At 67.9% G+C, this 22,166-nt stretch carries 26 protein-coding genes; 10 read left to right on the top strand and 16 right to left on the bottom strand.

Going from position 1 to position 22,166, the window contains the following annotated elements; all coding sequences use genetic code 11:
• Positions 1-91 precede the first annotated feature (91 nt).
• The 8 genes from LU671_RS06855 to LU671_RS06890 all read left to right on the top strand — a co-directional run bounded on the left by LU671_RS06855 (position 92) and on the right by LU671_RS06890 (position 7,263).
• Positions 92-766: a fumarylacetoacetate hydrolase family protein gene (locus LU671_RS06855; RefSeq protein ID WP_203646689.1), complete on the top strand. Its 675-nt coding sequence runs from the start codon at positions 92-94 to the stop codon at positions 764-766.
• The gene (locus LU671_RS06860) at positions 763-1,542 is read left to right on the top strand and encodes a fumarylacetoacetate hydrolase family protein (protein WP_232855108.1); all 780 of its coding nucleotides are present in this window, start codon (positions 763-765) and stop codon (positions 1,540-1,542) included. The genes LU671_RS06855 and LU671_RS06860 overlap by 4 nt, the downstream gene beginning before the upstream one ends.
• Positions 1,539-2,999, top strand: a complete 1,461-nt coding sequence (gene hpaE, locus LU671_RS06865; RefSeq protein WP_232855109.1) for a 5-carboxymethyl-2-hydroxymuconate semialdehyde dehydrogenase — start codon at positions 1,539-1,541, stop codon at positions 2,997-2,999. The genes LU671_RS06860 and hpaE overlap by 4 nt, the downstream gene beginning before the upstream one ends.
• Positions 3,000-3,088: 89 nt before the next feature.
• A complete protein-coding gene (gene hpaD, locus LU671_RS06870) occupies positions 3,089-4,012 on the top strand; it encodes a 3,4-dihydroxyphenylacetate 2,3-dioxygenase (RefSeq protein WP_203646703.1) in 924 nt (307 codons plus the stop codon).
• 11 nt (positions 4,013-4,023) lie between these two features.
• Positions 4,024-4,434 carry a 5-carboxymethyl-2-hydroxymuconate Delta-isomerase gene (locus tag LU671_RS06875; protein ID WP_232855110.1) on the top strand — a complete coding sequence of 137 codons (411 nt, stop codon included), beginning with the start codon at positions 4,024-4,026 and terminating at the stop codon, positions 4,432-4,434.
• A gap of 7 nt (positions 4,435-4,441) precedes the next feature.
• Complete coding sequence (gene hpaH / locus LU671_RS06880) at positions 4,442-5,245, top strand: 2-oxo-hept-4-ene-1,7-dioate hydratase (protein ID WP_232855111.1); 804 nt, start codon at positions 4,442-4,444, stop codon at positions 5,243-5,245.
• A 135-nt stretch (positions 5,246-5,380) separates the two neighbouring features.
• Positions 5,381-6,181: a 4-hydroxy-2-oxoheptanedioate aldolase gene (hpaI, locus tag LU671_RS06885; RefSeq protein ID WP_232855112.1), complete on the top strand. Its 801-nt coding sequence runs from the start codon at positions 5,381-5,383 to the stop codon at positions 6,179-6,181.
• Between the two features lie 122 nt (positions 6,182-6,303).
• Positions 6,304-7,263: a ribonuclease Z gene (locus tag LU671_RS06890; protein ID WP_232855113.1), complete on the top strand. Its 960-nt coding sequence runs from the start codon at positions 6,304-6,306 to the stop codon at positions 7,261-7,263.
• Positions 7,264-7,416: 153 nt separating this feature from the next.
• Here the strand turns inward: LU671_RS06890 and LU671_RS06895 are convergent, their stop codons facing one another.
• Together LU671_RS06895 and LU671_RS06900 are read right to left on the bottom strand one after the other, a co-directional pair.
• Positions 7,417-8,985 carry a sensor domain-containing diguanylate cyclase gene (locus tag LU671_RS06895; protein ID WP_232855114.1) on the bottom strand — a complete coding sequence of 523 codons (1,569 nt, stop codon included), beginning with the start codon at positions 8,983-8,985 and terminating at the stop codon, positions 7,417-7,419.
• A gap of 179 nt (positions 8,986-9,164) precedes the next feature.
• A complete protein-coding gene (locus LU671_RS06900; protein ID WP_203646712.1) occupies positions 9,165-10,055 on the bottom strand; it encodes a LysR family transcriptional regulator in 891 nt (296 codons plus the stop codon).
• A 108-nt stretch (positions 10,056-10,163) separates the two neighbouring features.
• Between LU671_RS06900 and LU671_RS06905 the strand changes: the two genes are divergently transcribed.
• Positions 10,164-11,138, top strand: a complete 975-nt coding sequence (locus LU671_RS06905; protein ID WP_232855115.1) for a polysaccharide deacetylase family protein — start codon at positions 10,164-10,166, stop codon at positions 11,136-11,138.
• A 131-nt stretch (positions 11,139-11,269) separates the two neighbouring features.
• On the opposite strand, the gene LU671_RS06910 is transcribed toward LU671_RS06905, so the two are convergent.
• Complete coding sequence (locus LU671_RS06910; protein ID WP_232855116.1) at positions 11,270-11,824, bottom strand: ester cyclase; 555 nt, start codon at positions 11,822-11,824, stop codon at positions 11,270-11,272.
• Between the two features lie 128 nt (positions 11,825-11,952).
• On the opposite strand from LU671_RS06910, the gene LU671_RS06915 reads away from it, so the two are divergent.
• On the top strand, positions 11,953-12,366 hold the full coding sequence (locus tag LU671_RS06915) for a winged helix-turn-helix transcriptional regulator (protein WP_232855117.1): 414 nt from the start codon (positions 11,953-11,955) through the stop codon (positions 12,364-12,366).
• Between the two features lie 132 nt (positions 12,367-12,498).
• On the opposite strand, the gene LU671_RS06920 is transcribed toward LU671_RS06915, so the two are convergent.
• The 13 genes from LU671_RS06920 to LU671_RS06980 are packed head-to-tail and all read right to left on the bottom strand — an operon-like array spanning position 12,499 to position 22,143.
• Positions 12,499-13,350 (bottom strand): CsgG/HfaB family protein, encoded by an 852-nt coding sequence (locus tag LU671_RS06920; protein ID WP_186735546.1) that lies wholly within the window; start codon positions 13,348-13,350, stop codon positions 12,499-12,501.
• 32 nt (positions 13,351-13,382) lie between these two features.
• Positions 13,383-13,802: a curli assembly protein CsgF gene (locus LU671_RS06925; protein WP_050705917.1), complete on the bottom strand. Its 420-nt coding sequence runs from the start codon at positions 13,800-13,802 to the stop codon at positions 13,383-13,385.
• Positions 13,799-14,194 carry a curli production assembly/transport protein CsgE gene (gene csgE / locus LU671_RS06930; RefSeq protein WP_203646718.1) on the bottom strand — a complete coding sequence of 132 codons (396 nt, stop codon included), beginning with the start codon at positions 14,192-14,194 and terminating at the stop codon, positions 13,799-13,801. Before csgE ends, LU671_RS06925 begins: the two co-directional genes overlap by 4 nt.
• Positions 14,191-14,712, bottom strand: a complete 522-nt coding sequence (locus LU671_RS06935; protein ID WP_232855118.1) for a type II secretion system protein — start codon at positions 14,710-14,712, stop codon at positions 14,191-14,193. The genes csgE and LU671_RS06935 overlap by 4 nt, the downstream gene beginning before the upstream one ends.
• Positions 14,687-15,061 carry a type II secretion system protein gene (locus tag LU671_RS06940; protein WP_096050074.1) on the bottom strand — a complete coding sequence of 125 codons (375 nt, stop codon included), beginning with the start codon at positions 15,059-15,061 and terminating at the stop codon, positions 14,687-14,689. Before LU671_RS06940 ends, LU671_RS06935 begins: the two co-directional genes overlap by 26 nt.
• A 5-nt stretch (positions 15,062-15,066) precedes the next feature.
• A complete protein-coding gene (locus LU671_RS06945; protein WP_232855119.1) occupies positions 15,067-15,540 on the bottom strand; it encodes a type II secretion system protein in 474 nt (157 codons plus the stop codon).
• A complete protein-coding gene (locus LU671_RS06950) occupies positions 15,537-17,414 on the bottom strand; it encodes a secretin N-terminal domain-containing protein (RefSeq protein ID WP_232855120.1) in 1,878 nt (625 codons plus the stop codon). Before LU671_RS06950 ends, LU671_RS06945 begins: the two co-directional genes overlap by 4 nt.
• Positions 17,411-17,911, bottom strand: a complete 501-nt coding sequence (locus LU671_RS06955) for a hypothetical protein (protein ID WP_232855121.1) — start codon at positions 17,909-17,911, stop codon at positions 17,411-17,413. Before LU671_RS06955 ends, LU671_RS06950 begins: the two co-directional genes overlap by 4 nt.
• Complete coding sequence (gene pilO, locus LU671_RS06960; protein WP_232855122.1) at positions 17,911-18,462, bottom strand: type 4a pilus biogenesis protein PilO; 552 nt, start codon at positions 18,460-18,462, stop codon at positions 17,911-17,913. The genes LU671_RS06955 and pilO overlap by 1 nt, the downstream gene beginning before the upstream one ends.
• Positions 18,449-18,991, bottom strand: a complete 543-nt coding sequence (locus LU671_RS06965; protein WP_110739465.1) for a PilN domain-containing protein — start codon at positions 18,989-18,991, stop codon at positions 18,449-18,451. Before LU671_RS06965 ends, pilO begins: the two co-directional genes overlap by 14 nt.
• A 1-nt stretch (position 18,992) precedes the next feature.
• Positions 18,993-19,775 carry a hypothetical protein gene (locus LU671_RS06970; protein ID WP_203646728.1) on the bottom strand — a complete coding sequence of 261 codons (783 nt, stop codon included), beginning with the start codon at positions 19,773-19,775 and terminating at the stop codon, positions 18,993-18,995.
• The gene (locus LU671_RS06975) at positions 19,756-21,555 is read right to left on the bottom strand and encodes a GspE/PulE family protein (protein WP_232855123.1); all 1,800 of its coding nucleotides are present in this window, start codon (positions 21,553-21,555) and stop codon (positions 19,756-19,758) included. Before LU671_RS06975 ends, LU671_RS06970 begins: the two co-directional genes overlap by 20 nt.
• 54 nt (positions 21,556-21,609) lie before the next feature.
• Positions 21,610-22,143 (bottom strand): response regulator, encoded by a 534-nt coding sequence (locus LU671_RS06980; protein WP_232855124.1) that lies wholly within the window; start codon positions 22,141-22,143, stop codon positions 21,610-21,612.
• Positions 22,144-22,166: the final 23 nt, after the last annotated feature.

The raw sequence follows: 22,166 nt of genomic DNA on the forward strand, positions 1-22,166 counted from the left end.
ACGATCGTTAACATATTAAATATAACGTTAACACATTAACAAAAACACCACGAGGCGCCCCTGGTCGCCTCAATCACCGCAGGAGAAAAGCATGAGCCGTGCCTTGCACGAGGTCGCCAACGGCAGCTTGTTCGGCGTCGCCCTGAACTACCAGGGCCTGCTGCAGCAGCATCTGGCATCCTTCCATGAAGCGCCGTACCTGCAGCCGCCGGTCAAACCGGTGCTGTTCATCAAGACCCCGAACACCCGCAACGAGCATGCCCGACCGGTGACCTACCCATCGGCAGTCGAGCGCCTGCAACCCGGCCCCGCGTTGGGCGTGGTGATCGGCAAGGACGCCAGCCGCGTCAGCGTCGACGACGCCCTCGCGCATGTGGCCGGCTACACCATCGTCAACGAGTTCAGCCTGCCCGAGGACAGCTACTACCGCCCGGCGGTCAAGGCCAAGTGCCGCGACGGCTTCTGCGCCATCGGCCCGCAGCTGGTGCCGGCCGCGCAGGTCGGCAACCCCGACGCGCTGGGCATCCGCCTGTGGGTCAACGGCGAGCTGCGCCAGCACAACAACACCGCCAACTGCGTGCGCGGCGTGGCCCGGCTGATCGCCGAGATCAGCGAGTTCATGACCCTGCATGCCGGCGACGTGCTGATCACCGGCACCCCCGAAGGCCGCGTCGATGTGCTGCCCGGCGACCGGGTGACGGTCGAGATCGACGGCCTTGGCCAGCTGACCAACCCCATCGTCGCCGAACAAGGACTCGCCCCATGAAGCACGCCCGTATCCAGTTCGACGGCCAGGTCCATCAGGTCACCGTCGAGGACGACCAGCAACTGCGCCTGGCCGATGGCCGCCTGGTCCATGCCGACCAGGTCACCTGGCTGCCACCGGCCACCGGCAACATGTTCGCCCTGGGCCTGAACTACGCCGACCACGCCGCCGAGCTGGCCTTCACCCCGCCCACCGAACCGCTGGCGTTCATCAAGTCGCCGGGCACCTACACCGGGCACGACCAGGTCACCTGGCGCCCGGACAACGTCAAGTACATGCACTACGAGTGCGAACTGGTGGCGGTGATCGGCAAGCCGGCGCGCAACGTCAGGCGCGAGGACGCCCTCGACTACCTGGCCGGCTACACGGTGTGCAACGACTACGCCATCCGCGACTACCTGGAGAACTACTACCGCCCCAACCTGCGGGTGAAAAACCGTGACGCCACCACCCCGGTGGGCCCGTGGATCGTCGACGTCGCCGACGTGCCGGATCCGTCGAAGCTGACGCTGCGCACCTGGATCAACGGCGAGCTGAAACAGCAAGGCAGCACCGCCGACATGATCTTCGACATCCCCTACCTGATCGAATACTTCTCCAGCTTCATGACCCTGCAGCCCGGCGACATGATCGCCACCGGCACCCCGGAAGGCCTGGCCGACGTGGTACCGGGCGACGAGGTGGTGGTGGAAGTAGAAGGCGTTGGTCGCCTGGTCAACCGAATCGTCAGCGAAGCCGAGTTCTTCGCCCGCAAAAAACACGAGGCAACAGCATGATCAAGCACTGGATCAACGGCCGCGAAGTCGAGAGCCGCGACACCTTCATCAACTACAACCCGGCCACCGGCGAAGCCATCGGCGAAGTCGCCAGCGGCGGCGCCGAGGAAGTCGCCCAGGCCGTGGCCGCGGCCAAGCAAGCCTTCCCCAAATGGGCCAACACGCCGGCCAAGGAGCGCGCCCGGCTGATGCGCCGCCTGGGTGAGCTGATCGAGCAGAACGTGCCGCAGCTGGCCGAACTGGAGACCCTGGACACCGGCCTGCCGATCCACCAGACGCGCAACGTGCTGATTCCCCGCGCCTCGCACAACTTCGACTTCTTCGCCGAGGTGTGCACGCGCATGGACGGCCACACCTACCCGGTGGACGACCAGATGCTCAACTACACCCTCTACCAGCCGGTGGGCGTGTGCGGGCTGGTGTCGCCCTGGAACGTGCCGTTCATGACCGCCACCTGGAAGACCGCGCCATGCCTGGCCCTGGGCAACACCGCGGTGCTGAAGATGAGCGAACTGTCGCCGCTGACCGCCAATGAACTGGGACGCCTGGCGGTCGAGGCTGGCATCCCCAATGGCGTACTCAATGTGATCCAGGGCTACGGCGCCACCGCCGGCGATGCCCTGGTGCGCCACCCGGACGTGCGCGCCATCTCCTTCACCGGCGGCACCGCCACCGGCCGCAAGATCATGCAGACGGCGGGCCTGAAGAAGTACTCGATGGAGCTGGGCGGCAAGTCGCCGGTGCTGATCTTCGAAGACGCCGACCTGGACCGTGCCCTGGACGCCGCGCTGTTCACCATTTTCTCGCTCAACGGCGAGCGCTGCACCGCCGGCAGCCGGATCTTCATCCAGGAGAGCGTATACCCGCAGTTCGTCGCCGAGTTCGCCGCCCGCGCCAGGCGCCTGATCGTCGGCGACCCGACCGATCCGCAGACCCAGGTCGGCTCGATGATCACCCAGCAGCACTACGACAAGGTCACCGGCTACATCCGCATCGGCCTCGAGGAAGGCGCACGCTTGGTGGCCGGCGGCCTGGAGCGTCCGGCCGGGCTGCCGGCGCACCTGGCCAAGGGGCAGTTCATCCAGCCGACGGTGTTCGCCGACGTGAACAACTCGATGCGCATCGCCCAGGAAGAGATCTTCGGCCCGGTGGTCTGCCTGATCCCGTTCAAGGACGAGGCCGAGGCGCTGCAACTGGCCAACGACACCGAATACGGCCTGGCGTCGTACATCTGGACCCAGGACATCGGCAAGGCCCACCGCCTGGCCCGAGGCATCGAAGCGGGCATGGTGTTCATCAACAGCCAGAACGTGCGCGACCTGCGCCAGCCGTTCGGTGGGGTGAAAGGCTCGGGTACCGGGCGCGAAGGTGGGCAATACAGCTTCGAGGTCTTCGCCGAGATCAAGAACGTGTGTATATCCATGGGTAGCCATCACATTCCGCGCTGGGGCATCTGACGCCATCGCGGGGCAAGCCCGCTCCCACAAAGTCGTGGGAGCGGGCTTGCCCCGCGATGCGGCCACAACAACAATCACAGGAGATTCCCATGGGCAAACTCGCTCTCGCCGCCAAGATCACCCATGTTCCCTCGATGTACCTGTCCGAACTGCCCGGCCCGCGCCAGGGCTTTCGCCAGGCGGCCATCGACGGCCACCACGAGATCGGCCGGCGCTGCCGTGAACTGGGCGTGGACACCATCGTCGTGTTCGACACCCACTGGCTGGTCAACGCCAACTACCACATCAACTGCGCCGCGCATTTCGAAGGCCTGTACACCAGCAACGAACTGCCCCACTTCATCGCCAACATGGACTACGGCTTCCCCGGCAACCCCGAGCTGGGGCGGATCCTTGCCGAGGAATGCAACCGCCTGGGCGTGGAGACCATGGCCCACGACGCCACCACCCTGGCCCCGGAGTACGGCACCCTGGTGCCGATGCGCTACATGAACGCCGACCGCCACTTCAAGGTGATCTCGGTCTCGGCCCTGTGCACCTCGCACTACCTCAACGACAGCGCGCGCCTGGGCTGGGCCATGCGCAAGGCGGTCGAGGACCACTACGACGGCACCGTGGCCTTCCTCGCCAGTGGCTCGCTGTCGCACCGCTTCGCCCAGAACGGCCAGGCCCCGGACTTTGCCACCAAGGTCTGGAGCCCGTTCCTGGAGACCCTCGACCACCGCGTGGTGCGCATGTGGCAGGACGGCGACTGGGCCGACTTCTGCGCGATGCTGCCCGAGTACGCAGTCAAGGGCCACGGCGAAGGCTTCATGCACGACACCGCCATGCTGCTCGGCGCCCTGGGCTGGTCGCAGTACGACGCCAAGGCCGAGGTGGTGACGCCGTACTTCGGCTCCTCCGGCACCGGCCAGATCAACGCGATCTTCCCGGTCACCCCGCAGGACGGCAGCGCGATCCCCGCCGCCCAGGCCTCGAACCCGGCCGGCGTCACCGCCACCAGCCGCCTGTAAGGAGTACCGTCATGCCTCATCTGGTCCTGCTCTACAGCCCGGACATCGAAGCCGACGCCGATATGCCCGGCCTGTGCCGCGCCCTGGCCGACTGCATGCTCGCCCAGCGCGACGAACATGATCGCCAGGTGTTCCCCACCGGCGGCACCCGCGTGCTGGCCTACCCGGCCGCCCACGCGGCGATCGCCGATGGTCGTGGCGACTACGGCTTCGTCTACGCCAACCTGCGCATGGGCAGCGGTCGCAGCGCCACAGTGCACCGGCAGGTCGGCGATGCGCTGCTGGCGGTGCTGCGTCGGCAGTTGGACGCGCTGCTGGAACGTCGCCCGGTCGGGCTGACCCTGCAGATCGATGAAAGCCAGGCGCAGGTGTACGACGCCAAGCACAGCAGCCTGCATCCCCTGTTCACCCGTCAGCCCTGAGGTCTCCATGCTCGACGCCCGCATCATCCAGCAAGCCGCCGCCCGCCTCGACCAGGCCGAACGCACCCGCGAACAAGTCGGCCAGTTCTCCCTGGAACACCCCTCGATCAGCATCGAGGACGCCTACGCCATCCAGCGTGCCTGGGTGGCGCAGAAGATCAAGGACGGCCGCAAGCTGGTCGGCCACAAGATCGGCCTCACCTCCCGGGCCATGCAGGTCTCCTCGAACATCACCGAGCCGGACTACGGCGCGCTGCTTGACGACATGCTGTTCGATGAAGGCAGCGACATTCCCTTCGAGCGCTTTATCGTGCCCCGGGTCGAGGTGGAGCTGGCGTTCATCCTCGGCAAACCGCTCAAGGGGCCGAACGTGACCCTGTTCGACGTGCTCGAGGCCACCGAGTGGGTGATTCCGGCCCTGGAGATCATCGATGCGCGCATCCAGCAGGTCGACCCGCTCAGCGGTGCCACCCGCAAGGTGTTCGACACCATCTCCGACAACGCTGCCAACGCCGGCGTGGTCATGGGCGGTCGCGCCGTGCGCCCGGGCGACGTCGACCTGCGCAAGGTGCCGGCGGTGCTGTACCGCAACGGCGTGATCGAGGAGTCCGGCGTGTCGGCGGCGGTGCTCAACCACCCGGCCAAGGGCGTGGCCTGGCTGGCCAACAAGCTGGCGCCATACGACGTGGGCCTCGAAGCCGGCCAGATCATTCTTGGCGGCTCCTTCACCCGCCCGGTGGCCGCCCGTCCTGGCGACACCTTCCACGTCGACTACGATCAACTCGGTTCGATCGCCTGCCGATTCGTCTGACGCCTGCCCAGACAGCAGAGATTCCCGTGGGAGCGGGTTCACCCGCGAAAGCATCATCAGCATCACCATCGCATTCGCGGGTGAACCCGCTCCCACAGTGTACCTGCGACCCCACACGCTCAACGAGGACCGCCCATGGACATGCCCATCAACACCTTCAAACAACGCCTGCGCGCAGGCCAGGCGCAGATCGGCCTGTGGCTCGGCCTGGCCGACCCGTACTGCGCGGAGCTGGCGGCCAATGCCGGCTTCGACTGGCTGCTGCTCGACGGCGAGCACGCGCCCAACGACCTGCGCAGCCTGCTCGGCCAGTTGCAGGCGGTGGCGCCCTACCCGGCCCAACCCATCGTGCGCCCGGTGATCGGCGACACCGCGCTGATCAAGCAATTGCTGGATATCGGCGCGCAGACCCTGCTGGTGCCCATGGTCGAAAGCGCCGAGCAGGCACGCCAGCTGGTGCGGGCGATGCACTACCCGCCCCACGGTGTGCGCGGTGTCGGCAGCGCGTTGGCACGAGCGTCGCGCTGGAACAGCTTGCCCGACTACCTGGACCAGGCCGACGAACAGATGTGCCTGCTGGTGCAGGTGGAGAACCGCGAAGGCCTGGCCAACCTGGATGCGATCTGCGCCGTCGAAGGCGTCGATGGCGTGTTCATCGGCCCCGCCGACCTCAGCGCCGCCATGGGCCACCGGGGTAACCCGGGACATCCCGAAGTGCAGGCGGCCATCGACGACGCCATCGTGCGCATCGGCCGTGCCGGCAAGGCGGCGGGGATCCTCAGCGCCGACGAGGCGCTGGCGCGCCGTTACATCGAGCTGGGCGCGGCGTTCGTCGCGGTCGGGGTCGACACCACGGTGCTGATGCGCGGCTTGCAGACGTTGGCGGGCAAGTTCAAGGACGGGGCCGCTGCCAGCGCCCAGGGCGGTGTCTACTAGTCCGGCCTGGTAGCGCGTAAGCTCGATGTTGGGAGCACACTGGCCCCTGCGACAGTGCCATGCTAGCCTCCGCGCGCCTCGTCCTGCGGGGTCGCAACAACATCGAATCAAGGAGTCAGGCAATGGACCTGCAGTTTCTGGGCACCTCTTCCGGTGTGCCCACCAAGGCCCGCAACGTCAGTGCGACCGCAGTCATCGAATCCTCAGGCACCGGCTGGTACCTGGTCGATTGCGGCGAAGGTACCCAACACCAGTTGCTGCACAGCCCGCTGTCGGTGCGCGACCTGCGCGCCATCCTCATCACCCATGTGCACGGCGACCACTGCTTCGGCTTGCCGGGGCTGCTGGCCAGTGCCGGCATGTCGGGGCGCAAGGAACCCTTACAGCTGGTGCTGCCGGCCGAGCTTCAGGCCTGGGTGCGCCAGAGCCTAGCGGTCAGCGACACCTACCTGCCCTTCGAGCTGCAGATGCAGCCGGTCGAGACCTTCACCGGGCTGGAACATGGCAATGTGCAGATCGGCGTGGTCGAGCTGTCGCACCGGGTACCGTCCTACGGTTTCGTGTTCGAGGAACGTGACCCAGAGCCACGGCTGGACACCCAGCGCCTGCAGGCCGACGGCATCCCCGCCGGGCCGTTGTGGGGGCAACTGGCCCATGGCAGGACTGTCGAGCACGAGGGGCGCCAGCTTGATCCGCAGACTTACCTGCAACCGACGCGCCCGGCGCAGCGGATCATCGTCTGCGGCGACAACGACCGCCCGGAGCTGTTGAGCACGCTGGCGGCGAACGTGGATGTGCTGGTCCATGAGGCCACCTTCACCCAGCCGGTGGTCGAGCGTGCCCAGGCCACCTTCGGCCACAGCACGGCCGCCGCAGTGGCGCGCTTCGCCGAAACGGCGGGGGTGAAGAATTTGGTGCTGACGCACTTCAGTGCCCGCTACCAGTCGGGCGGCGGGCGTGGTGGCTCCATCGAGGAGGTACGCGAAGAGGCGCAGGCGCACTACAACGGGCACCTGACCCTGGCCCGGGACCTGCAGCGTTATCGGCTTGGCCGTGATGGGGTGTTGGTAGAGGTGGAGTAACACCCCGGACGGGGACCTTTCGTGGGAGCGGGCTTGCCCCGCGATGAGGCCTGTCCAGGCACCTTCATTGCCTGATCGGACGCTATCGCGGGGCAAGCCCGCTCCCACGAATGCCCGCACAACGCTGGTGATGCCTGGGCGATTCCTGCGGCCTCAATGCGCCGGATGCTGCTCCGCGCTGGCCGCAAGACAGTAGCGATCCCGCCCCTGGCGCTTGGCTTCATAAAGCGCCGCATCCGCAGCCGCCATCAGGTTCTCCGGGGTCACCGTCTCCAGCGTCGGCGCGCCCACCGCAATACCGGCACTGGCCGAGACGTGTCCCAGCGGGCTGCCGGCATGCTCGATGGCCAGCCGGCGCAACAGCTGCAGGATCTCCTGGACGATCTGGCTGGCGCCCTGGCCATCGGTATCGGGCAACAACAGGGTGAACTCCTCGCCGCCATAACGCACCGCCAGGTCCCCGGGGCGCTTCAGGGCCTGGCGCAACAGCTCGGCGAAACGCCGCAGGCACTGGTCGCCCGCCGGGTGGCCGTAGCGGTCGTTGTAGGCCTTGAAGTAGTCCAGGTCGAGCATCACCAGGGCCAGCGGCCGACCCTGGCGCCGCGCCCGGCGGATCTCCGGCTCGAACACCGCGTCCAGGCGTCGGCGGTTGCCCAAACCGGTCAGGCTGTCGCTCAGGGCCAGCGCCTTTAGGGTCTGGTGGGCCTGGTGCAGTGCGCGCTCGATGGCGATGCGCTCGCGCAACTGGCGCAGGACGATCCAGCCGAAGCCGGCCAGGCCGACCAGCAGCAGGACCAGCACGGCCAGTGACTTGATCATGTCATGCCGCCAGGGCCCGACGATCGACTCGCGGGACAAGCCCGCCTGTACCACCAGCGGGTAGCTGGACAGCGCACGGAACGCATACAACCGGGTGGTGCCATCAACCACCGCCACCGCTTCGGTCACGCCTTCGCTGGCGTAGGGCAGGTAAAGACGGAAGATCTCGCTGCCCGCCAGGCTGCGGCCAATGACCTGCTCGACGAACGGCCGGCGCACGAGGATGGTACCGTCGCGTTTGGCAAGCACCAGGGCGCCACGTTCATCGATCTTGAAATCACCGTAGTAACGCACGAACCAGTCGACCTTGATGGTGCCCAGCAGCACCCCGGCGAAGCGCCCATTGGGCAGGTCCAGGCGCCGCGAGATGGGGATGATCAGGTCGCCCGTGGAACGGCTGCGCACCACCGAGCCGATACGCACCTGGTGACCGGCGTGGGTCTGGTGGTAGATGAAATAGTCGCGGTCGGCGTTGTTGGCACCCGGCGGCACGGCGTCCTTGTCGGTGACGATCCAGCTGCCATCGGCGCCGTAGACGAACAGGCCGTGCAACTGCGGCATGATTTTCACCTGCTGCTTGAGCAGGGCGTGCAGGCGCGGTCGATCGACATGGGCGAAGCCATCGCCTTCCAGGCGCTCGGCCAGGACGGCGGTGATCGCGTCCACCTGGCGGATGGCGTCCTCGGCGTGCTGGGCGGTGGCCCTGGCCAGGTTGGTGACCGCGTTCTCGGCGTCGCTGAACGCCTGCCGGTACTCGCGCCAGATCCGCCAGCCCTCGATCAGCACGAACGCCAGCATCACCACCGCCATGAAACCCAGCACCAGGCGGAACAACGACACGGCGCGGCCCTCGCCGGTCACCGCGAAGACGCTGTCATCAGTGTGTTTCCTGGCTGCTGCCATCAAAGTCCCTTGTCGTCACGCACTGGCCGCTCATCACTATAGTTCAGCCAGGACACTGTCCATCTACTGTAGGAGCGGCCTTGTGCCGCGAAAGGGCCGCGTAGCGGCCCCGGCGATCTTTGCGTCAACGCTGACATCCGGGGGCCGCTCTGCGGCCCTTTCGCGGCACGAGGCCGCTCCTACAAATACCCCGCCCCAAGCTCCGCCACGATCGCCTCCATCAGCGCCCGCACCCGCCTCGGCTGCACCCGGGTCGGCGGATAGACGATCTGCAGCGCCACCTGCCCGGCGCTGAAGTCTCCCAGCACCTCCACCAGCCTGCCACTGTCCAGGTCATCGCGTACATCGCGCAGCGACTTCAGGCACAGGCCATGCCCGGCCAGGGCCCAGCGCCGCACCTGCTCGCCGTTGTTGGCGACCCGCCGGCCGCGCACGCTGACCGGATAGGCCGCCGAGCCCAGGCGAAACGGCCAGACTCGCTCGGTGTGGATGCCGAAGCGCATGACGATGCAGTCGTGCCGCGCCAGGTCGTCCGGGTGCAGTGGTGTGCCGTGCCGGCCCAGGTAATCGGGCGCGGCGCACACCACCCGGCGGTTGTCACCCAGGGGCCGGGCGCGCAGGGAGCTGTCGGCCAATGTGCCGTAGCGGACGGCGAAGTCGATGCCCTGCCCGACAAGGTCGACGTAGCCATCGGTCAGGTCCAGGTCGATCGACACTTCGGGGTGTTCGGCAAGGAAGCGGTCGAGCAGCGGCGCGATGCAGTGCTGGCCGAGGTCCACCGGGGCGCTCAGGCGCACCAGCCCGGAGATCTTCTGCTGGCCGTGGCGCAGCTGGCTCTGCAGCTCGTCGGCCTCGGCCAGCAAGCGCCGGGCGCCGTCGGCCAGCAGCCGACCGGCGTCGGTCAGGCTGAGCGAGCGGGTGCTGCGGGTCAGCAGCGTCACCCCGTAATGCGCCTCCAGCGCCGACAGGCGCTCGGACACCGTGGCCGGTGACAACCCGCGCTCACGGCCCGCCGCCGACAGGCTGCCCTTTTCGATGATGGTGAGGAACAACGCCAGTTGATCCAGCATGGCTTTCGACTTTTCCGAAATATGATTTTGTCTTTCGGCTGATTATTAGCGATTTCCTCGCTAATTACACTGCCCGGCATCGAAACCCACGCACTCAGGAGCGAACCGATGACCAGCAGAAGAGACTTCATGAAAGGCACCCTTGCCGGCGGCATCGCCGTGGCGGCGGGCGCGGCACTGGCGAGCGAGCCAGGCAGCACCAACGGGACGACGCCAGGTAGCGGCGATGGCAAGGCGTTCTGGCCCAACGGCGCGCAACTGGTGATATCGGTGTCGTTGCAGTTCGAATCGGGTGGGCAGCCGGAGCATGCCGAAAGCCCCTTCCCGCCCCTGGACCCACGCTACCCCGACACCATCGCCCCCAGCTGGTACCGCTACGGCCCGCTGGAAGGCGTGCCGCGCCTGCTCGCGCTGTTCGACCGGCACGGCATCAAGGTTACTTCGCACATGGTCGGCAAGGCCGTGGAAGCTTACCCGGAGCTGGCGGCCGAGGTGGTCCGGCGTGGTCACGAAGCCGCCGGTCACGGCCTGCACTGGGCGCCCCAGTACAGCCTGACGCCCGCCGAGGAGCGCCGCCAGTACCAGCAGGCCAGCGGCATAATCGAACGCGTCACCGGGCAACGTCCGCTGGGTTTCAACGCGTTCTGGATGCGCCACTCCCGCGAGACCCTGAATATCCTCCAGGACCTGGGTTTCCTCTACCACATCGACGACCTGGCCCGTGACGAGCCGTCGATCACCCCGGTGCGCGGCAAGCCGTTCGCCGTGGTGCCCTACACCCTGCGCAACAACGACATCGGCCGCATCGCCGGGTCCACGGCGATGACTGGCGCGGCCTTGCTGCAGGAGCTCAAGGACGAGTTCGACGTGCTGTACGCCGAAGGCCGCCAGCGCCGCCGGCTGATGTCACTGTCGGCCCATGACCGCATCGGCGGCACGCCCACCGTGGTACGGGCGCTGGACCAGTTCTTCGCCTATGCCCGCAGCCATGCCGGGGTGGCGTTCATGCGCAAGGACGACATCGCCCGCTGGACCCTGGCCCAGGGCGATGCGCCGATCAATCCGCCGCGGGTGTTCAGCTGATCGCAGACCAGACCCAACCTGTAGGAGCGGCCTTGTGCCGCGAAAGGGCTGCGCAGCAGCCCCGGGATCTCAGCCTCAAGGCAGATATTGCCGGGGCCGCTTCGCGGCCCTTTCGCGGCACAAGGCCGCTCCTACAGCCCCACCAACCCCGCCTGACGCATGAACGCCAGGTTGTCCTCCAGATGCCAGTCCTCGGCGATGCGGCCATCGGCGATGCGATAGATGTCCATGGCGATGAAGTCGATGGCCTGGCCCTGACCCTGGTGCTCGCCCAGCGTGCCGGTGAAATGGCCGGTGAAGCGCAGCGCAGCGGTGACCCGGTCGCCCGCGACGATCATCTGCAGCACCTCGCAGCGCAGGTCCGGCACCGCCGCGCGGAATGCCCGGGAAGCCTTCAGCGGCCCTTCGACGCCCTGCACCCGCCCCGGCGGCAGGGTGTTGTCGCGAAAGTCGGCGGCCAGCGCGGCGCGGGCCATGGCCTCGTCGCCAGTGTTCCAGAAGGTGTCGTAGCGGCGGGCGGCGAGGATCTGCTGCTGCGCCTGGGCCTCGGGCAGGCTCTGGTCGACCACCAGCGTGACCGGCGTCACCAGTTCGCTGGCGTTGCCCAGATTGGCCGCCGCAGTCAGCAGCAGCGTGGAGATCCAGCGGGCGGCACGCAGCGCCGAAGCCTTGGTTTCGGTGTTCATCCTGATTTCCTTCAGTGCGTTTACAAGGGGGCATGGCGCGGCCGCGAACCATGGACAACAGCCTAACCAGCCCCGACCAAGCGCTCAAGAAGGCACTTTTCACTCACCTGATTACCTTGGAGTAACCCATGGCCCACTACCGCGAATGCCCGGCCTACGACGTCTTCGCCCCGAACTGCCCGGCACGCCTGGTGCTCGATCGCCTGGCCGACAAATGGGTGCTGCTGCTCATCGACCGCCTCAGCGCTGGTGAGCGGGTGCGCTTCAACCAACTGCGCCGGGATATCGCCGGGGTCTCGCAGAAGGTGCTGTCGCAGACCCTGAAGAGGCTCGAGCGCGATGGTCTGGTGGAACGCCAGGTACACCCGACCGTGCCGCCCACCGTCGAATACGCCCTGACCGAACTGGGCGCGACACTGGGCGGCACGGTGGAACAACTGGCGCATTGGGCGGAGTCGAACATGCCGGCGATAGTTCAAGCTCGGCAACGCTACGATAAGAGGCCGGACCCAGGATCCCCCCGCAATGCACTTCCCCTGTAGGAGCGGCCTTGTGCCGCGAAAGGGCTGCAAAGCAGCCCCGCCGATCTTTGCATTAGCGCGCAAATCCCGGGGCCGCTGTGCGGCCCTTTCGCGGCGCAAGGCCGCTCCTACAGGCAAGCGCGTAACCTCGACTTACGGCTGCTGATACTGACTCAGGTACTTGTCCAGCACCGCCTTGTCCCCCGCCCCATCCCCCGCCACCTGCCACAACCGCCGCTCGATGCCCTGGGCCAGCAGGTGGCCCACCGCGGCTTCGATGGCCGACAGCACGCACAGCTGCGCCGGTTCGTTGGTGGTGTAGCCCACCTCGGCCTCGAGCAACTTCTTGAACTCGATGAACTTGAACACCCCGGCGTTCTGCCCGACCGAGTAGATGGTCTTGCTGGTCATCACGTTGGCCAGCACCTGGCCGGTGCGCACGTCCACCGCCCGCAGGTTGACCGTGACCTGGTCGACCCGGTACTCGCGGGACAGGCCGATGCCCAGGTAGCGGGCGCCCTCACCGCCGCTGCGCACATTGGTGTCGTAGGCGATGATGCCGCCCTCAAGCATCAGGTTGGCCGCCTGCAGCGGCGGCAGCTCGCCCTGGATGTTTTCCGCGACGTCGGGCTTCTTCTGCGAGGCGCGGATGATCTTGCGCTCGGTCAGCAGGTTCTGCAGGCCCTCGCGCTCCAGCACCACGAACCAGCCGCTGGCGTTGAGCGCGTCCATCAGCATGCTCGCCGCCCCCTGGGTGACGCTGGTGGAAAACGAGCTGGCCGGGGTCGGCTTGTATTGCCCGGTCTGGTCGCGGAAACCGTACACCACCGCCATCAGCCGGCCGCGGGGCCGGGGCATGTTGACCAGGTCGTAGTAGGTCGAGGCCCGCGGCGTCAGCGTCGGGGTCTCGGGGTCCTGTTCGGCGGGCATCGGCTCGCGCAGGCCGCAGCCTGGCAGGCTACCCAGGGCGGCGAGGACCAGCAGTGTGCTCAGCAGGCGTTTCATGGCGTTCTCTCCCCAGTAAAGACCCGTCCCTCTCAGGGGTTCAGGCCGCTGACCTCGATGATCGAGACTTCCCCGGTGGCCCGGTCGGTGACCTTGATGCTCAGCGCCCCCGAGTCGTCGATGACGTCGATCAGGAAGGCGTCGGTGGACATGCTGCCGGTGTTGCCGTTGCTGATGTTGTCCAGCAGCTGCCCGAGCAGGCGCGACTCGAGCTGGTTGCTGAAGCGCTCCAGGGCCGAGGTGCCGGCGAATGCCGAGCTGCGGTCCTTGAGGTCGGGATCGTCGTAGTCGTTCTGCGCCTGGGCGTTGTTCAGCAGCCAGGTGCCATTGATCGGGTTGCCGCCGAAGGACGGGTTGACCGGGGTGTACACCAACTCGGTGGCCAGGGCCTGGCCACCGAGGCCGGCAGCCAGCAGGCAGGCGGCGATGCGTCGTGCAAGATGGGTGCTCATAGCTCGTCCCTCTCCAGATCGGTTGTGTCCTGCAGCAGTCGTTGCAGCTTGCGCTGGATGATCTGTTGCCTGACCAGGTCGGCGGCCGCGATGGCCTCGTCGTTGAGTTGCGTGGTGTTGGGCGGCAGGAAACGCCGGTACAGCACCTCGCGCTCGTATTCCACCGTCACCAGGCTGCCCCAGCGGGCATCCGGGCGTTCGCGCACCACCAGGTTGAAGTCGAGCCGGCTGGTGGCGCGCAGCCGGTCGCTGAAGGCGTGATAGAAGTCGTGGCCGATGTGCGAGATGGTGTTGTCGACGATAAAACCCATCATCTCGTCCTCGGCACCCGCCCGGGCCTGACCCTGCAGCAGGGCCAGGCACAGGCACAGCAACGTGGCCAGGCGTTTCATGGCGCCTCTCCCGGGCCTGCGTGTTGACGGGCGCCGCCGGCACTCTCGGCAAAGGCCTGCTCGGCGACGAACTGCCAGTCGCTGTAGTGTTCCAGCCCTTCGAAAGCGCTCCACTGGGCGTCGAAGCCACTGCGCTTGAGCGGCGCGGTCTCGGAGCGGCTGTACACCCCGGTGATACGGCCATCGACCGCGCGCAGCAGGCCCCACTCCTCGCCGCCGCCGACCGGGTCCGGGTAGAGCCTGCGCAGGTGGCGCTGCGGCGCCGGGAAACGGTTGTCCTCCACCAGCTCGCCCAGCTCCTGCGGGTACTGGGCCAGGCCCGGCGAGGCGCGGTAGTAGCTGCGCAGGGCCTGGGCATACTGACCACCCACCCACAGCAGCTGGCGCTCGCGCTCACGCTGCACGCTGGTGGCCCACAGGGTGCCGGTGGCCGCCAGGGCCACGCTGCTGACGGCGATCAGCAGCAGCACGCCCAGGTAGGTGAAGCCGGTTTCACCATTCGGCATAGAGGCTGCCATCACGCGCCCTCCCGCTGGCTCCACTCTTGATGTCGGCCACCCCGCCAGCCACGCCCTCGGGCGGCGGCACCAGCTGCCAGGCATCGCGGCGCTCGGTGATCGGGTCGACCGGGGTGTTGCGCAGGTAGCGCTGCTCCACCAGCTGGTCGAGGGAATCGGGGTAGTGCCCGGTGTCGCCGTAGTAGTGGTCCAGGGCCTCGCGCAGCACCGCCAGGCTCTGGCGCAGGGTGGCCTCGCGGGAGGCCTCCAGGCTGTTGAAGTAGCGCGGCATGGCGATGGTCATCAGGGTGGCGATGATCGCCATCACCACCAGCAGTTCGATGAGGGTAAAGCCCTTGCTCGGTTTCATCGCCGTCACCATTGCCCGTAGGGAACGTTGTTGAGGCCCTTGCCGGCGGCCGTGGAATAGACGTCGAACACGTCCTCGCCCTCGCGCGGGTTGTCGGCCGCGCTGTCGTAGGCGCGCAGGCCCCAGCCGCCCTGGTCGTCGGCCTTGGCGGCGCGCAGCGGATCGTGGGGGATGCGCCGCAGGAAGTAGAACTTCGCGCCCTTGGCGCTGCGCACATCGCGCACGCCGTCCACCAGCACCTGCAGGTTCGGTGGATAGCCGCTGCCGTTCAGGCGCTTCTCGATGTAGCCGGCGTCGAAGGCGCGCTTGTAGGCATCGATGGCGTCGCGGATCTGGTACAGGGCCTCGCGCAGTTGCTGCTCCTTGCCCCGGCGCACCACGGTCTCGGTCAGTGGCGCGGCCATGCTGGCGAGCAGCCCGAGCAGCGCCAGGGTCAGCACCACCTCGATCAGGCTGAAGCCCTGCTGGCGGCGTGTCATGGCCGTGGCCTCGGGCTGGCGGGCACCACCGCCATCTGCCCTTCCACCAGCGGCGCCTCCTGCGACTCGCTGCCCGGCACCTCGGTGGGCACCGCGCTGGCCGGCACCGGCTGGGCCAGCTGGCGCACCTGCAGGGCCGACTCGGTGCCGGTGGCGAACTCCATGTCCGACGGGCTCTGGTACGGCAGGTTGCGCACGATGCGCGGGGTGATCGCCAGCACCAGTTCGGACTTGCTCATGTCGTCCTTGTTGCTGCCGAACAGCCGGCCCAGGCCGGGAATGTCACCCAGCCCCGGGATCTTGTTGCCGCTGGCGTTGTGGTCGTTGCGCACCAGCCCGGCCAGCACCTGGGTCTCGCCATCGTGCAGGCGCAGGCTGGTCTGGGCGTTGCGGGTGTCGACCTGGACCGGGATGGTGCCCTGGCGGGTCGCCTCCAGGGGCGTGGCGTTGCTCACTTCCAGCGCCACCTTGATCGCCACCTCGTTGTTCAGGTGCACGGTGGGCTGCACTTCGAGCTTGAGGCCGACGTCCAGGTAGGTGACGCTCTCGGTGATCACCGGGCCCTGGGTCGAGGGCACCGAGGTCGCGCTGATGATCGGCACCCGCTGGCCGATGTGGATGCGCGCCTGCTCGCGGTTGCTGACCCGGATCACGGGGCTTGCCAGGGTGTTGATGTCCTTGTCCTGGGCGTTGATCTTGGCCTGCGGCGCCGGCGAGATGCTGATGCGGCTGGAGTCGATGCCGCGCAGCTGGTCGAGCACGCTCACCGACTTGCCGTCGCTGGTCAGCACGCCGAAGGTGTTGGGCCATTGCAGGCCGAGGTCGAGGATGCGCGAGGTGGCCACCTCCATCACCTCCACTTCCAGCACCACCTCGGGGTTGGACTGGTCCTGGGACTGCAGCAGTTTCTCGGCCATGCGCACGGCGTCGGGGGTGTCACGCATGGTCAGGGTGTTGAGGCGCTCGTCGACGAACACGTCGCGGGTCTTGAGCATGGTCTTGACCATGTTCAGCGCGGTGTTGGCGTCGATGCTGGTCAGGTAGAAGGTACGCATGACCAGTTCCTGGTAGTCCTTGGTCTTCTGCGGCGAGTCCGGGTAGATCAGCAGGGTGTTGTCGTTGACGATCTTCTGGCGCATCTGGTTCTGCTCCAGCAGCAGGGCCACGGCGTCCTCGATGCGTACCTCGCGCACGAAGATGGTGGCCTTCATGTCCGGGCGCAGGTCCTTGTCGAAGATGAAGTTGATCCCGGCGACCTGGGCCAGCACCTCGAAGATGGTCTTCAGGTCAGCATCGCGAAACTCCAGGGTCACCGGGCGCTCCAGCTTGCTGCGCAGCTGCGGGTACGGCGTGGCGGTGCGCGCCTGGACGTTCTCGATGTCGCTGCGCAGCATCTGGCCTTTCTGGTTCTGCGGATCCAGGCGCAGCACCTCGCGCATGTAGCGCTCGGCGCCGAACAGGTCGCCCTGGCGCAACGCCGCCTGGCCGAGGGCGACGCGATCGTCGAGGGTGCGGATCAGCTCCAGCTGGCGGATGCCTTCCTGGGCACGGCGGTTGTTGGCCTCTATGGTCAGCACCCGGCCGTAGCCCATGCGCGCGCCGGCGAAGTCGTGGCGCACACGGTCGCTGTCGGCCTGGGTCAGCAGCGCCTCGACCGCGGCCTGGCGGCCGTGGGCCAGGGCGATGTTCAGTTCGGTGTCACGCGGGTCCTCGCGCAGGGCCTCTTCCAGGCGGGCGATCCCGGCCTCGTACTGGCCTTCCTTGATCAGCTCCTGGCTGTCCTTGCGCGCGGCGCTCGAGCCACATCCGCCGATGGCCACGCACAGGGCCAGGAGCATGAACGGTGCAGGCTTGCACAACTTCGACGATTTCATGGGGCGCTCCCGACAGACAGGGTCTGTGGCTGGTGCAGTGGCAGGTAGACCAGGCTCAGCTCGGTGGCCGAGACGTGGTCCAGACGGTAGGTGTCATCGATCACGTCGCCCTGGCGCACGACGTAGAGCTTGTCGCCGCTCTGCAGGAAGATCTGCAGGTCGTCGCGTTCGCCCATGCGGCCGATGAAGCGAAACGGCAGTGTCGGCGCGGTGGGCGCGGCGGCCACCGGGGCGGTGACCACGGGTTGTTCGGTGACAGTGGCCAGGGCCTGGGGTGGGGTCCATTGCTGGCTGGGGAACAGGTCGCGTGAAGGGCTAGTGGCCTCATCGCGGGGCAAGCCCGCTCCCACGTTGGTGGGGGCTGCGTGGGAGCGGGCTTGCCCCGCGATCGGGCCGGCCGCCTCGTCCTCCAGGCCGAACCAGTGCCCCGGCGCCCACGCCAGCGCGGCGCTCACCCCGAGGAACCCGGCCCACATCACCGCACGCTGAGTGTTCATCACGACCTCGACAGGTAAAGGGTCATGCGCACACGACCGGTCAGTTCCCGGTCACCGATCCGCTTGCGCTGCAGCTCCAGGTCTTCCAGCACCAGGGTCGGCAACTGGCCGAGCAGTGCCTTGAGGAAGCCGCGGATCTGCGGGTAGCTGCCACGCACCGGCAGGACAATCTGGTAGCGCGCCAGCTGGGTCTTGGGGTCCACCCCCAGGGCGTACTCGCCGCGGGACAGGCTGATGCGCTCGGCGCTGGCCAGGTGGTACAGGCGCTCGATCAGCTCGCTGGCCTGGGGCTGGCCGGGCAACTGCTGGCGCAGTTCGTCCAGGGCCTGCTGCTCGGGCCGGGCCTGGACCTTCAGCTCGCCGCGCGCCAGGCGCTGCACCTGGGCGCTGGCATCGGCCTCGCTGGCGCGCAGCTCGCGCACCGCCTGCCAGTGCGGCAGCACCCCGGCCAGGGCGATGGCCAGCGCCAGGGCGCCAACCAGCAGCGCCGCCAGCCCTGCCCGGCCCAGGCGCCGCAGCGCTTCGTGGACAATCAGGCTAGGGACGCGCATGGCCGGTCTCCCAGGTGGCGGTGAGGTTGAAACGCACCGGATGCTCGGCCTGCCCGGCCAGCACTTCGTGGTTGAGCAGCGACACGTCGGACAGCTCGGCGCTGCGCTCCAGGCGCTGGTGGTACTGCAGCATCGCCTCGAGGTTGCGCGCCTCGGCGCTGATGCGGACCTGGCCCTTGCGTGCGTCTGGGGTGAGGCTGAGCAACGCCACGTCTTCCTGTGGCATCGCCTCGAGCATGGCGAACAGTTGCTGCCAGGGACGCTGCAGCTGCTGCGAGACGCTGCGCATCTGTGCCAGGCGCTCGGCCTGCTCGCGGATCACCGCGCTGCTCTGCACGGCAGCGGTGGCCGGGCGCCGGCCGAGCTTGAGTTCGAGCTGGTGCACGCGGCCTTCAAGGTCCACCTGCTCGCTCACCAGTTGCTGCTGGGCCAGCACCAGCACCGCCAGCACGGCGCCGCCCAGGGCCAGCAGCGACCAGGCCAGGGGGCTGCTGTGACGGGGCTGGAATTCCAGGTCGAGGCGGCGCATGTCAGGCCACCGCCCGCCACATGGCGCACAGCGGGTCGGCCTCGGCGCAAGGCGCGCACAGCTGCACCGCCGCCAGCTGCGAGGCCGCCGTGCGTCCCGGCGCGTGCAGGTACACCCGCGGCAGCTGCTCGCCGTACAGCTCGCAGGTGCGCTCGATCAGCGCCTGCAGGGCCTGGTCGCTGTCGGCGCAGCCCTGGGCCAGCACCTGTTGCCAGGCGCCGCCGGCGGCCAGCAGCAGCACGCTGCGGCGCGGCTCGGCGAGCACGAACAGGAAGTCGCCCTGGGCCAGCTGTGCCGAGCAGCGGTTGTAGGCGGCCATCAGGTACGGCTGCACCGAGCGCAGGCTCAGCCGGCTTTCCCGGCCCAGGGCCTGCAGGCCCTGGAGCAGCGCCTCGGGCAGCGCGGTGGCGATGCGCGCGGCGCCTGCCGGCTCCGGCGACAGGACGATGCGCCAATCGTCCAGGGCCTGGCCGTAGAGATGTTCGAAGCAGGCCCGGGCGTAGCTGTCCAGCTCGCCCGGGGTGCCTATGGCGTCGCTCCAGGGCACCAGGCAGAAGCGGCTGTAGCGGGCCGAGAGCAGCACCCGCAGTTGCGCGCCGCGTGCCGGGTGCTCGTCGAGCAGGCCGGCCAGGGCCTCCAGGGCCGCGGCCCAGGCCGGCTGGGCGGCGTCGCAGTTGAAGGCGCGACTGCCCAGCCACTGGTGTTGATGACCGTGCCAGCGGCCCAGGCCGACACCCTCGGCGCCGAGTACGGCGCAATACCGATCAGGCGATAAATGTGACACGGTTGATCTCCTCGAGTGTGGTGCGGCCGTTGCGGACCAGGTCCAGGGCCGAGGCACGCAGCAGGCGCAGACCGCGTTGGCAGGCCAGCTGCTTGATCTGCGCGAGCGGGCGGCGTTCGACGATCATCTGCCGCAGGTCGTCGTCCAGGTGCAGCAGCTCGGCAATGGCGTTGCGCCCGCGGTAGCCACTGCCACGGCACTGGCCGCAACCCTGGGCGCGCACGAAGCGCCAGCCGGCCACCGCGTCACGGGCCAGGCCCGAGGCGGCCAGCAGTTCGTCGTCGGGCTCGCAGGGCACCGCGCAATGCGGGCAGGCCAGGCGTACCAGGCGCTGGGCCAGCACGGCGTTGAGCGCCGAGACGAAGCTGTAGGGGTCGACCTGCATCTGGCTGAAGCGGCCGATCACGTCGAACACGTTGTTGGCGTGGATGGTGGTGAACACCAGGTGCCCGGTAAGCGCCGACTGCACGGCGATCTGCGCGGTGTCCGGGTCGCGGATCTCGCCGACCAGGATCTTGTCCGGGTCGTGGCGCAGGATCGAACGCAGGCCGCGGGCGAAGGTCAGGCCCTTCTTCTCGTTGACCGGGATCTGCAGCACGCCGGGCAGCTGGTACTCGACCGGGTCTTCGATGGTGATGATCTTGTCGACGCCGTGGTTGATCTCGCTGAGCATGGCGTACAGCGTGGTGGTCTTGCCGCTGCCGGTGGGCCCGGTGACCAGGATCATGCCGTAGGGTTCGCTGGCCAGGCGGCGCAGGGCGCGCAGGGTGTGCTCCTCGAAACCCAGCGCCTGCAGCTGTACGCCGCTGACCTGGTCGGACAGGTCCTGCTTGTCCAGCACCCGCAGCACCGCGTCCTCGCCGAAGATGCTCGGCATGATCGAGACGCGAAAGTCGATCTGCCGCTCGCCGATGGCCACCTTGAAGCGCCCGTCCTGGGGCACGCGCTTCTCGCCGATGTCCAGCTCGGCCATGACCTTGATGCGCGAGATCACCTGCTCGGCGAAGGCGCTGCCGCTGGCCTTGCCGGCACCGTTGAGCACGCCGTCGATGCGGTACTTGATGGTCAGGCCCTGGCCGGTCATGCCCAAGTGGATGTCGCTGGCGTGCAGCTTGAGGGCGTCGTACAGGGTCGAGTTGACCAGCTTGACCACCCGGCTCTGGTCTTCGCTGATGCTGGTCAGCGACAGGCGCTGCAGCGGGTCGGCCTCGCCACCGGCCTCGGCGTCGTGGCCGAGGGCGTCGACGGCGTGGAAGCTCTCTTCGTGGCGGGCCAGGAACGCGGCCAGGTCGGCGGCGTGGACCAGGTACAGCGGCGCGCCCTGCAGGCAGTCGTCGATCCAGGCCAGGCGGGCACTGTCGAAGGGGTCGGCGAACACGCCGACCCGCTCGCCGTTGTGCTCGACCAGGGCGAATTCGCGCTTCAGGCATTGCGCCAGGCTGACCTGGTCGAAGGCCGGGGCGCAGGCGAACAGGGTCTGGGTGGCGAGTGCCGGGTAATGCAGGGTGGCGGCCAGGCGCTGGGTGAAGGTGGCGGGCGTGTCGCTGCAGAGGCGCTCCAGGCAGGCCAGCAGGCGCTCTTCGCCGGCTTGTTGGCGGGCCTGGGCCAGGAGGTCGCGGGAATAGCCTGGAAGCACCTGTGCCCCGTTCGCGGGTAAACCCGCTCCCACAGGTTCGGCGCAATGGCGGGAAGCATGGGGGCCCAGTGGGAGCGGGTTTATCCGCGAAGAGGCCGGTACCGACAGCGGATCTTCCGAGGTTGTATCGATTGCCTGGGACATGGCCTGCGACTCCGCTCAGGGGCGGCGCCGCAGGCCGGGGGACCTTGGGCGCCGCTATTCCCCGGTGAGCAGTTGTTCGTCGTCAGGTTCGCCTGGCCTGGCGCCGTTGCGTCGGCGGTCGGCCAGGACCCAGCTGCCATCGTACAACTGCAAGGGGAACGACTCGTTCCTGTTCTGGCGTCGTTCGACGAACCCCGTGGCCGGCTGGTCGGTGCTCCTGCGCTGGCGCTCGATGCCCATCAGGTCGAAGACGGCGCGGGCCAGTTCCATCAGCGGGAACGGCTTGAACAGGACATGGGTCACACCCAGCTCGGCGGCGCGCTCACGGACCTCGGCGGTCGGGTGGGCGGTGATCAGCACGAAATGACACGACCTGTTCCTGCGCACGGTCTCCAGGACCTGAAACCCCTCCATGTCGGGCAAGCGGTAATCCAGCACGATCACGTCCGGTGCCAGGTTCTCGGCCTGATCGATGCCGCTGGCACCGTCATGGGCGAGATGGACCTCCAGGCCTTGCGCCTGCAGATACGCTTGCAGGTTCTGCGCAAGGGTCTGTTCGTCATCGACTACCAATACTCTGTTCACCAAGGTCCACTCCCATGAACTGCCCG

It is taken from the genome of Pseudomonas sp. NMI760_13 (assembly GCF_021283245.1).
GTDB classification, from domain to species: Bacteria; Pseudomonadota; Gammaproteobacteria; order Pseudomonadales; family Pseudomonadaceae; genus Aquipseudomonas; species Aquipseudomonas peradeniyensis.

Excerpts from the sequence above, each read along its gene's own strand:
- LU671_RS06855 (WP_203646689.1), top strand. The coding sequence starts at position 92 with ATGAGCCGTGCCTTGCACGAGGTCGCCAACGGCAGCTTGTTCGGCGTC.
- LU671_RS06860 (WP_232855108.1), top strand. The coding sequence starts at position 763 with ATGAAGCACGCCCGTATCCAGTTCGACGGCCAGGTCCATCAGGTCACC.
- hpaE (WP_232855109.1), top strand. The coding sequence starts at position 1,539 with ATGATCAAGCACTGGATCAACGGCCGCGAAGTCGAGAGCCGCGACACC.
- hpaD (WP_203646703.1), top strand. The coding sequence starts at position 3,089 with ATGGGCAAACTCGCTCTCGCCGCCAAGATCACCCATGTTCCCTCGATG.
- LU671_RS06875 (WP_232855110.1), top strand. The coding sequence starts at position 4,024 with ATGCCTCATCTGGTCCTGCTCTACAGCCCGGACATCGAAGCCGACGCC.
- hpaH (WP_232855111.1), top strand. The coding sequence starts at position 4,442 with ATGCTCGACGCCCGCATCATCCAGCAAGCCGCCGCCCGCCTCGACCAG.
- hpaI (WP_232855112.1), top strand. The coding sequence starts at position 5,381 with ATGGACATGCCCATCAACACCTTCAAACAACGCCTGCGCGCAGGCCAG.
- LU671_RS06890 (WP_232855113.1), top strand. The coding sequence starts at position 6,304 with ATGGACCTGCAGTTTCTGGGCACCTCTTCCGGTGTGCCCACCAAGGCC.
- LU671_RS06895 (WP_232855114.1), bottom strand. The coding sequence starts at position 8,985 with ATGGCAGCAGCCAGGAAACACACTGATGACAGCGTCTTCGCGGTGACC.
- LU671_RS06900 (WP_203646712.1), bottom strand. The coding sequence starts at position 10,055 with ATGCTGGATCAACTGGCGTTGTTCCTCACCATCATCGAAAAGGGCAGC.
- LU671_RS06905 (WP_232855115.1), top strand. The coding sequence starts at position 10,164 with ATGACCAGCAGAAGAGACTTCATGAAAGGCACCCTTGCCGGCGGCATC.
- LU671_RS06910 (WP_232855116.1), bottom strand. The coding sequence starts at position 11,824 with ATGAACACCGAAACCAAGGCTTCGGCGCTGCGTGCCGCCCGCTGGATC.
- LU671_RS06915 (WP_232855117.1), top strand. The coding sequence starts at position 11,953 with ATGGCCCACTACCGCGAATGCCCGGCCTACGACGTCTTCGCCCCGAAC.
- LU671_RS06920 (WP_186735546.1), bottom strand. The coding sequence starts at position 13,350 with ATGAAACGCCTGCTGAGCACACTGCTGGTCCTCGCCGCCCTGGGTAGC.
- LU671_RS06925 (WP_050705917.1), bottom strand. The coding sequence starts at position 13,802 with ATGAGCACCCATCTTGCACGACGCATCGCCGCCTGCCTGCTGGCTGCC.
- csgE (WP_203646718.1), bottom strand. The coding sequence starts at position 14,194 with ATGAAACGCCTGGCCACGTTGCTGTGCCTGTGCCTGGCCCTGCTGCAG.
- LU671_RS06935 (WP_232855118.1), bottom strand. The coding sequence starts at position 14,712 with ATGGCAGCCTCTATGCCGAATGGTGAAACCGGCTTCACCTACCTGGGC.
- LU671_RS06940 (WP_096050074.1), bottom strand. The coding sequence starts at position 15,061 with ATGAAACCGAGCAAGGGCTTTACCCTCATCGAACTGCTGGTGGTGATG.
- LU671_RS06945 (WP_232855119.1), bottom strand. The coding sequence starts at position 15,540 with ATGACACGCCGCCAGCAGGGCTTCAGCCTGATCGAGGTGGTGCTGACC.
- LU671_RS06950 (WP_232855120.1), bottom strand. The coding sequence starts at position 17,414 with ATGAAATCGTCGAAGTTGTGCAAGCCTGCACCGTTCATGCTCCTGGCC.
- LU671_RS06955 (WP_232855121.1), bottom strand. The coding sequence starts at position 17,911 with ATGAACACTCAGCGTGCGGTGATGTGGGCCGGGTTCCTCGGGGTGAGC.
- pilO (WP_232855122.1), bottom strand. The coding sequence starts at position 18,462 with ATGCGCGTCCCTAGCCTGATTGTCCACGAAGCGCTGCGGCGCCTGGGC.
- LU671_RS06965 (WP_110739465.1), bottom strand. The coding sequence starts at position 18,991 with ATGCGCCGCCTCGACCTGGAATTCCAGCCCCGTCACAGCAGCCCCCTG.
- LU671_RS06975 (WP_232855123.1), bottom strand. The coding sequence starts at position 21,555 with ATGTCCCAGGCAATCGATACAACCTCGGAAGATCCGCTGTCGGTACCG.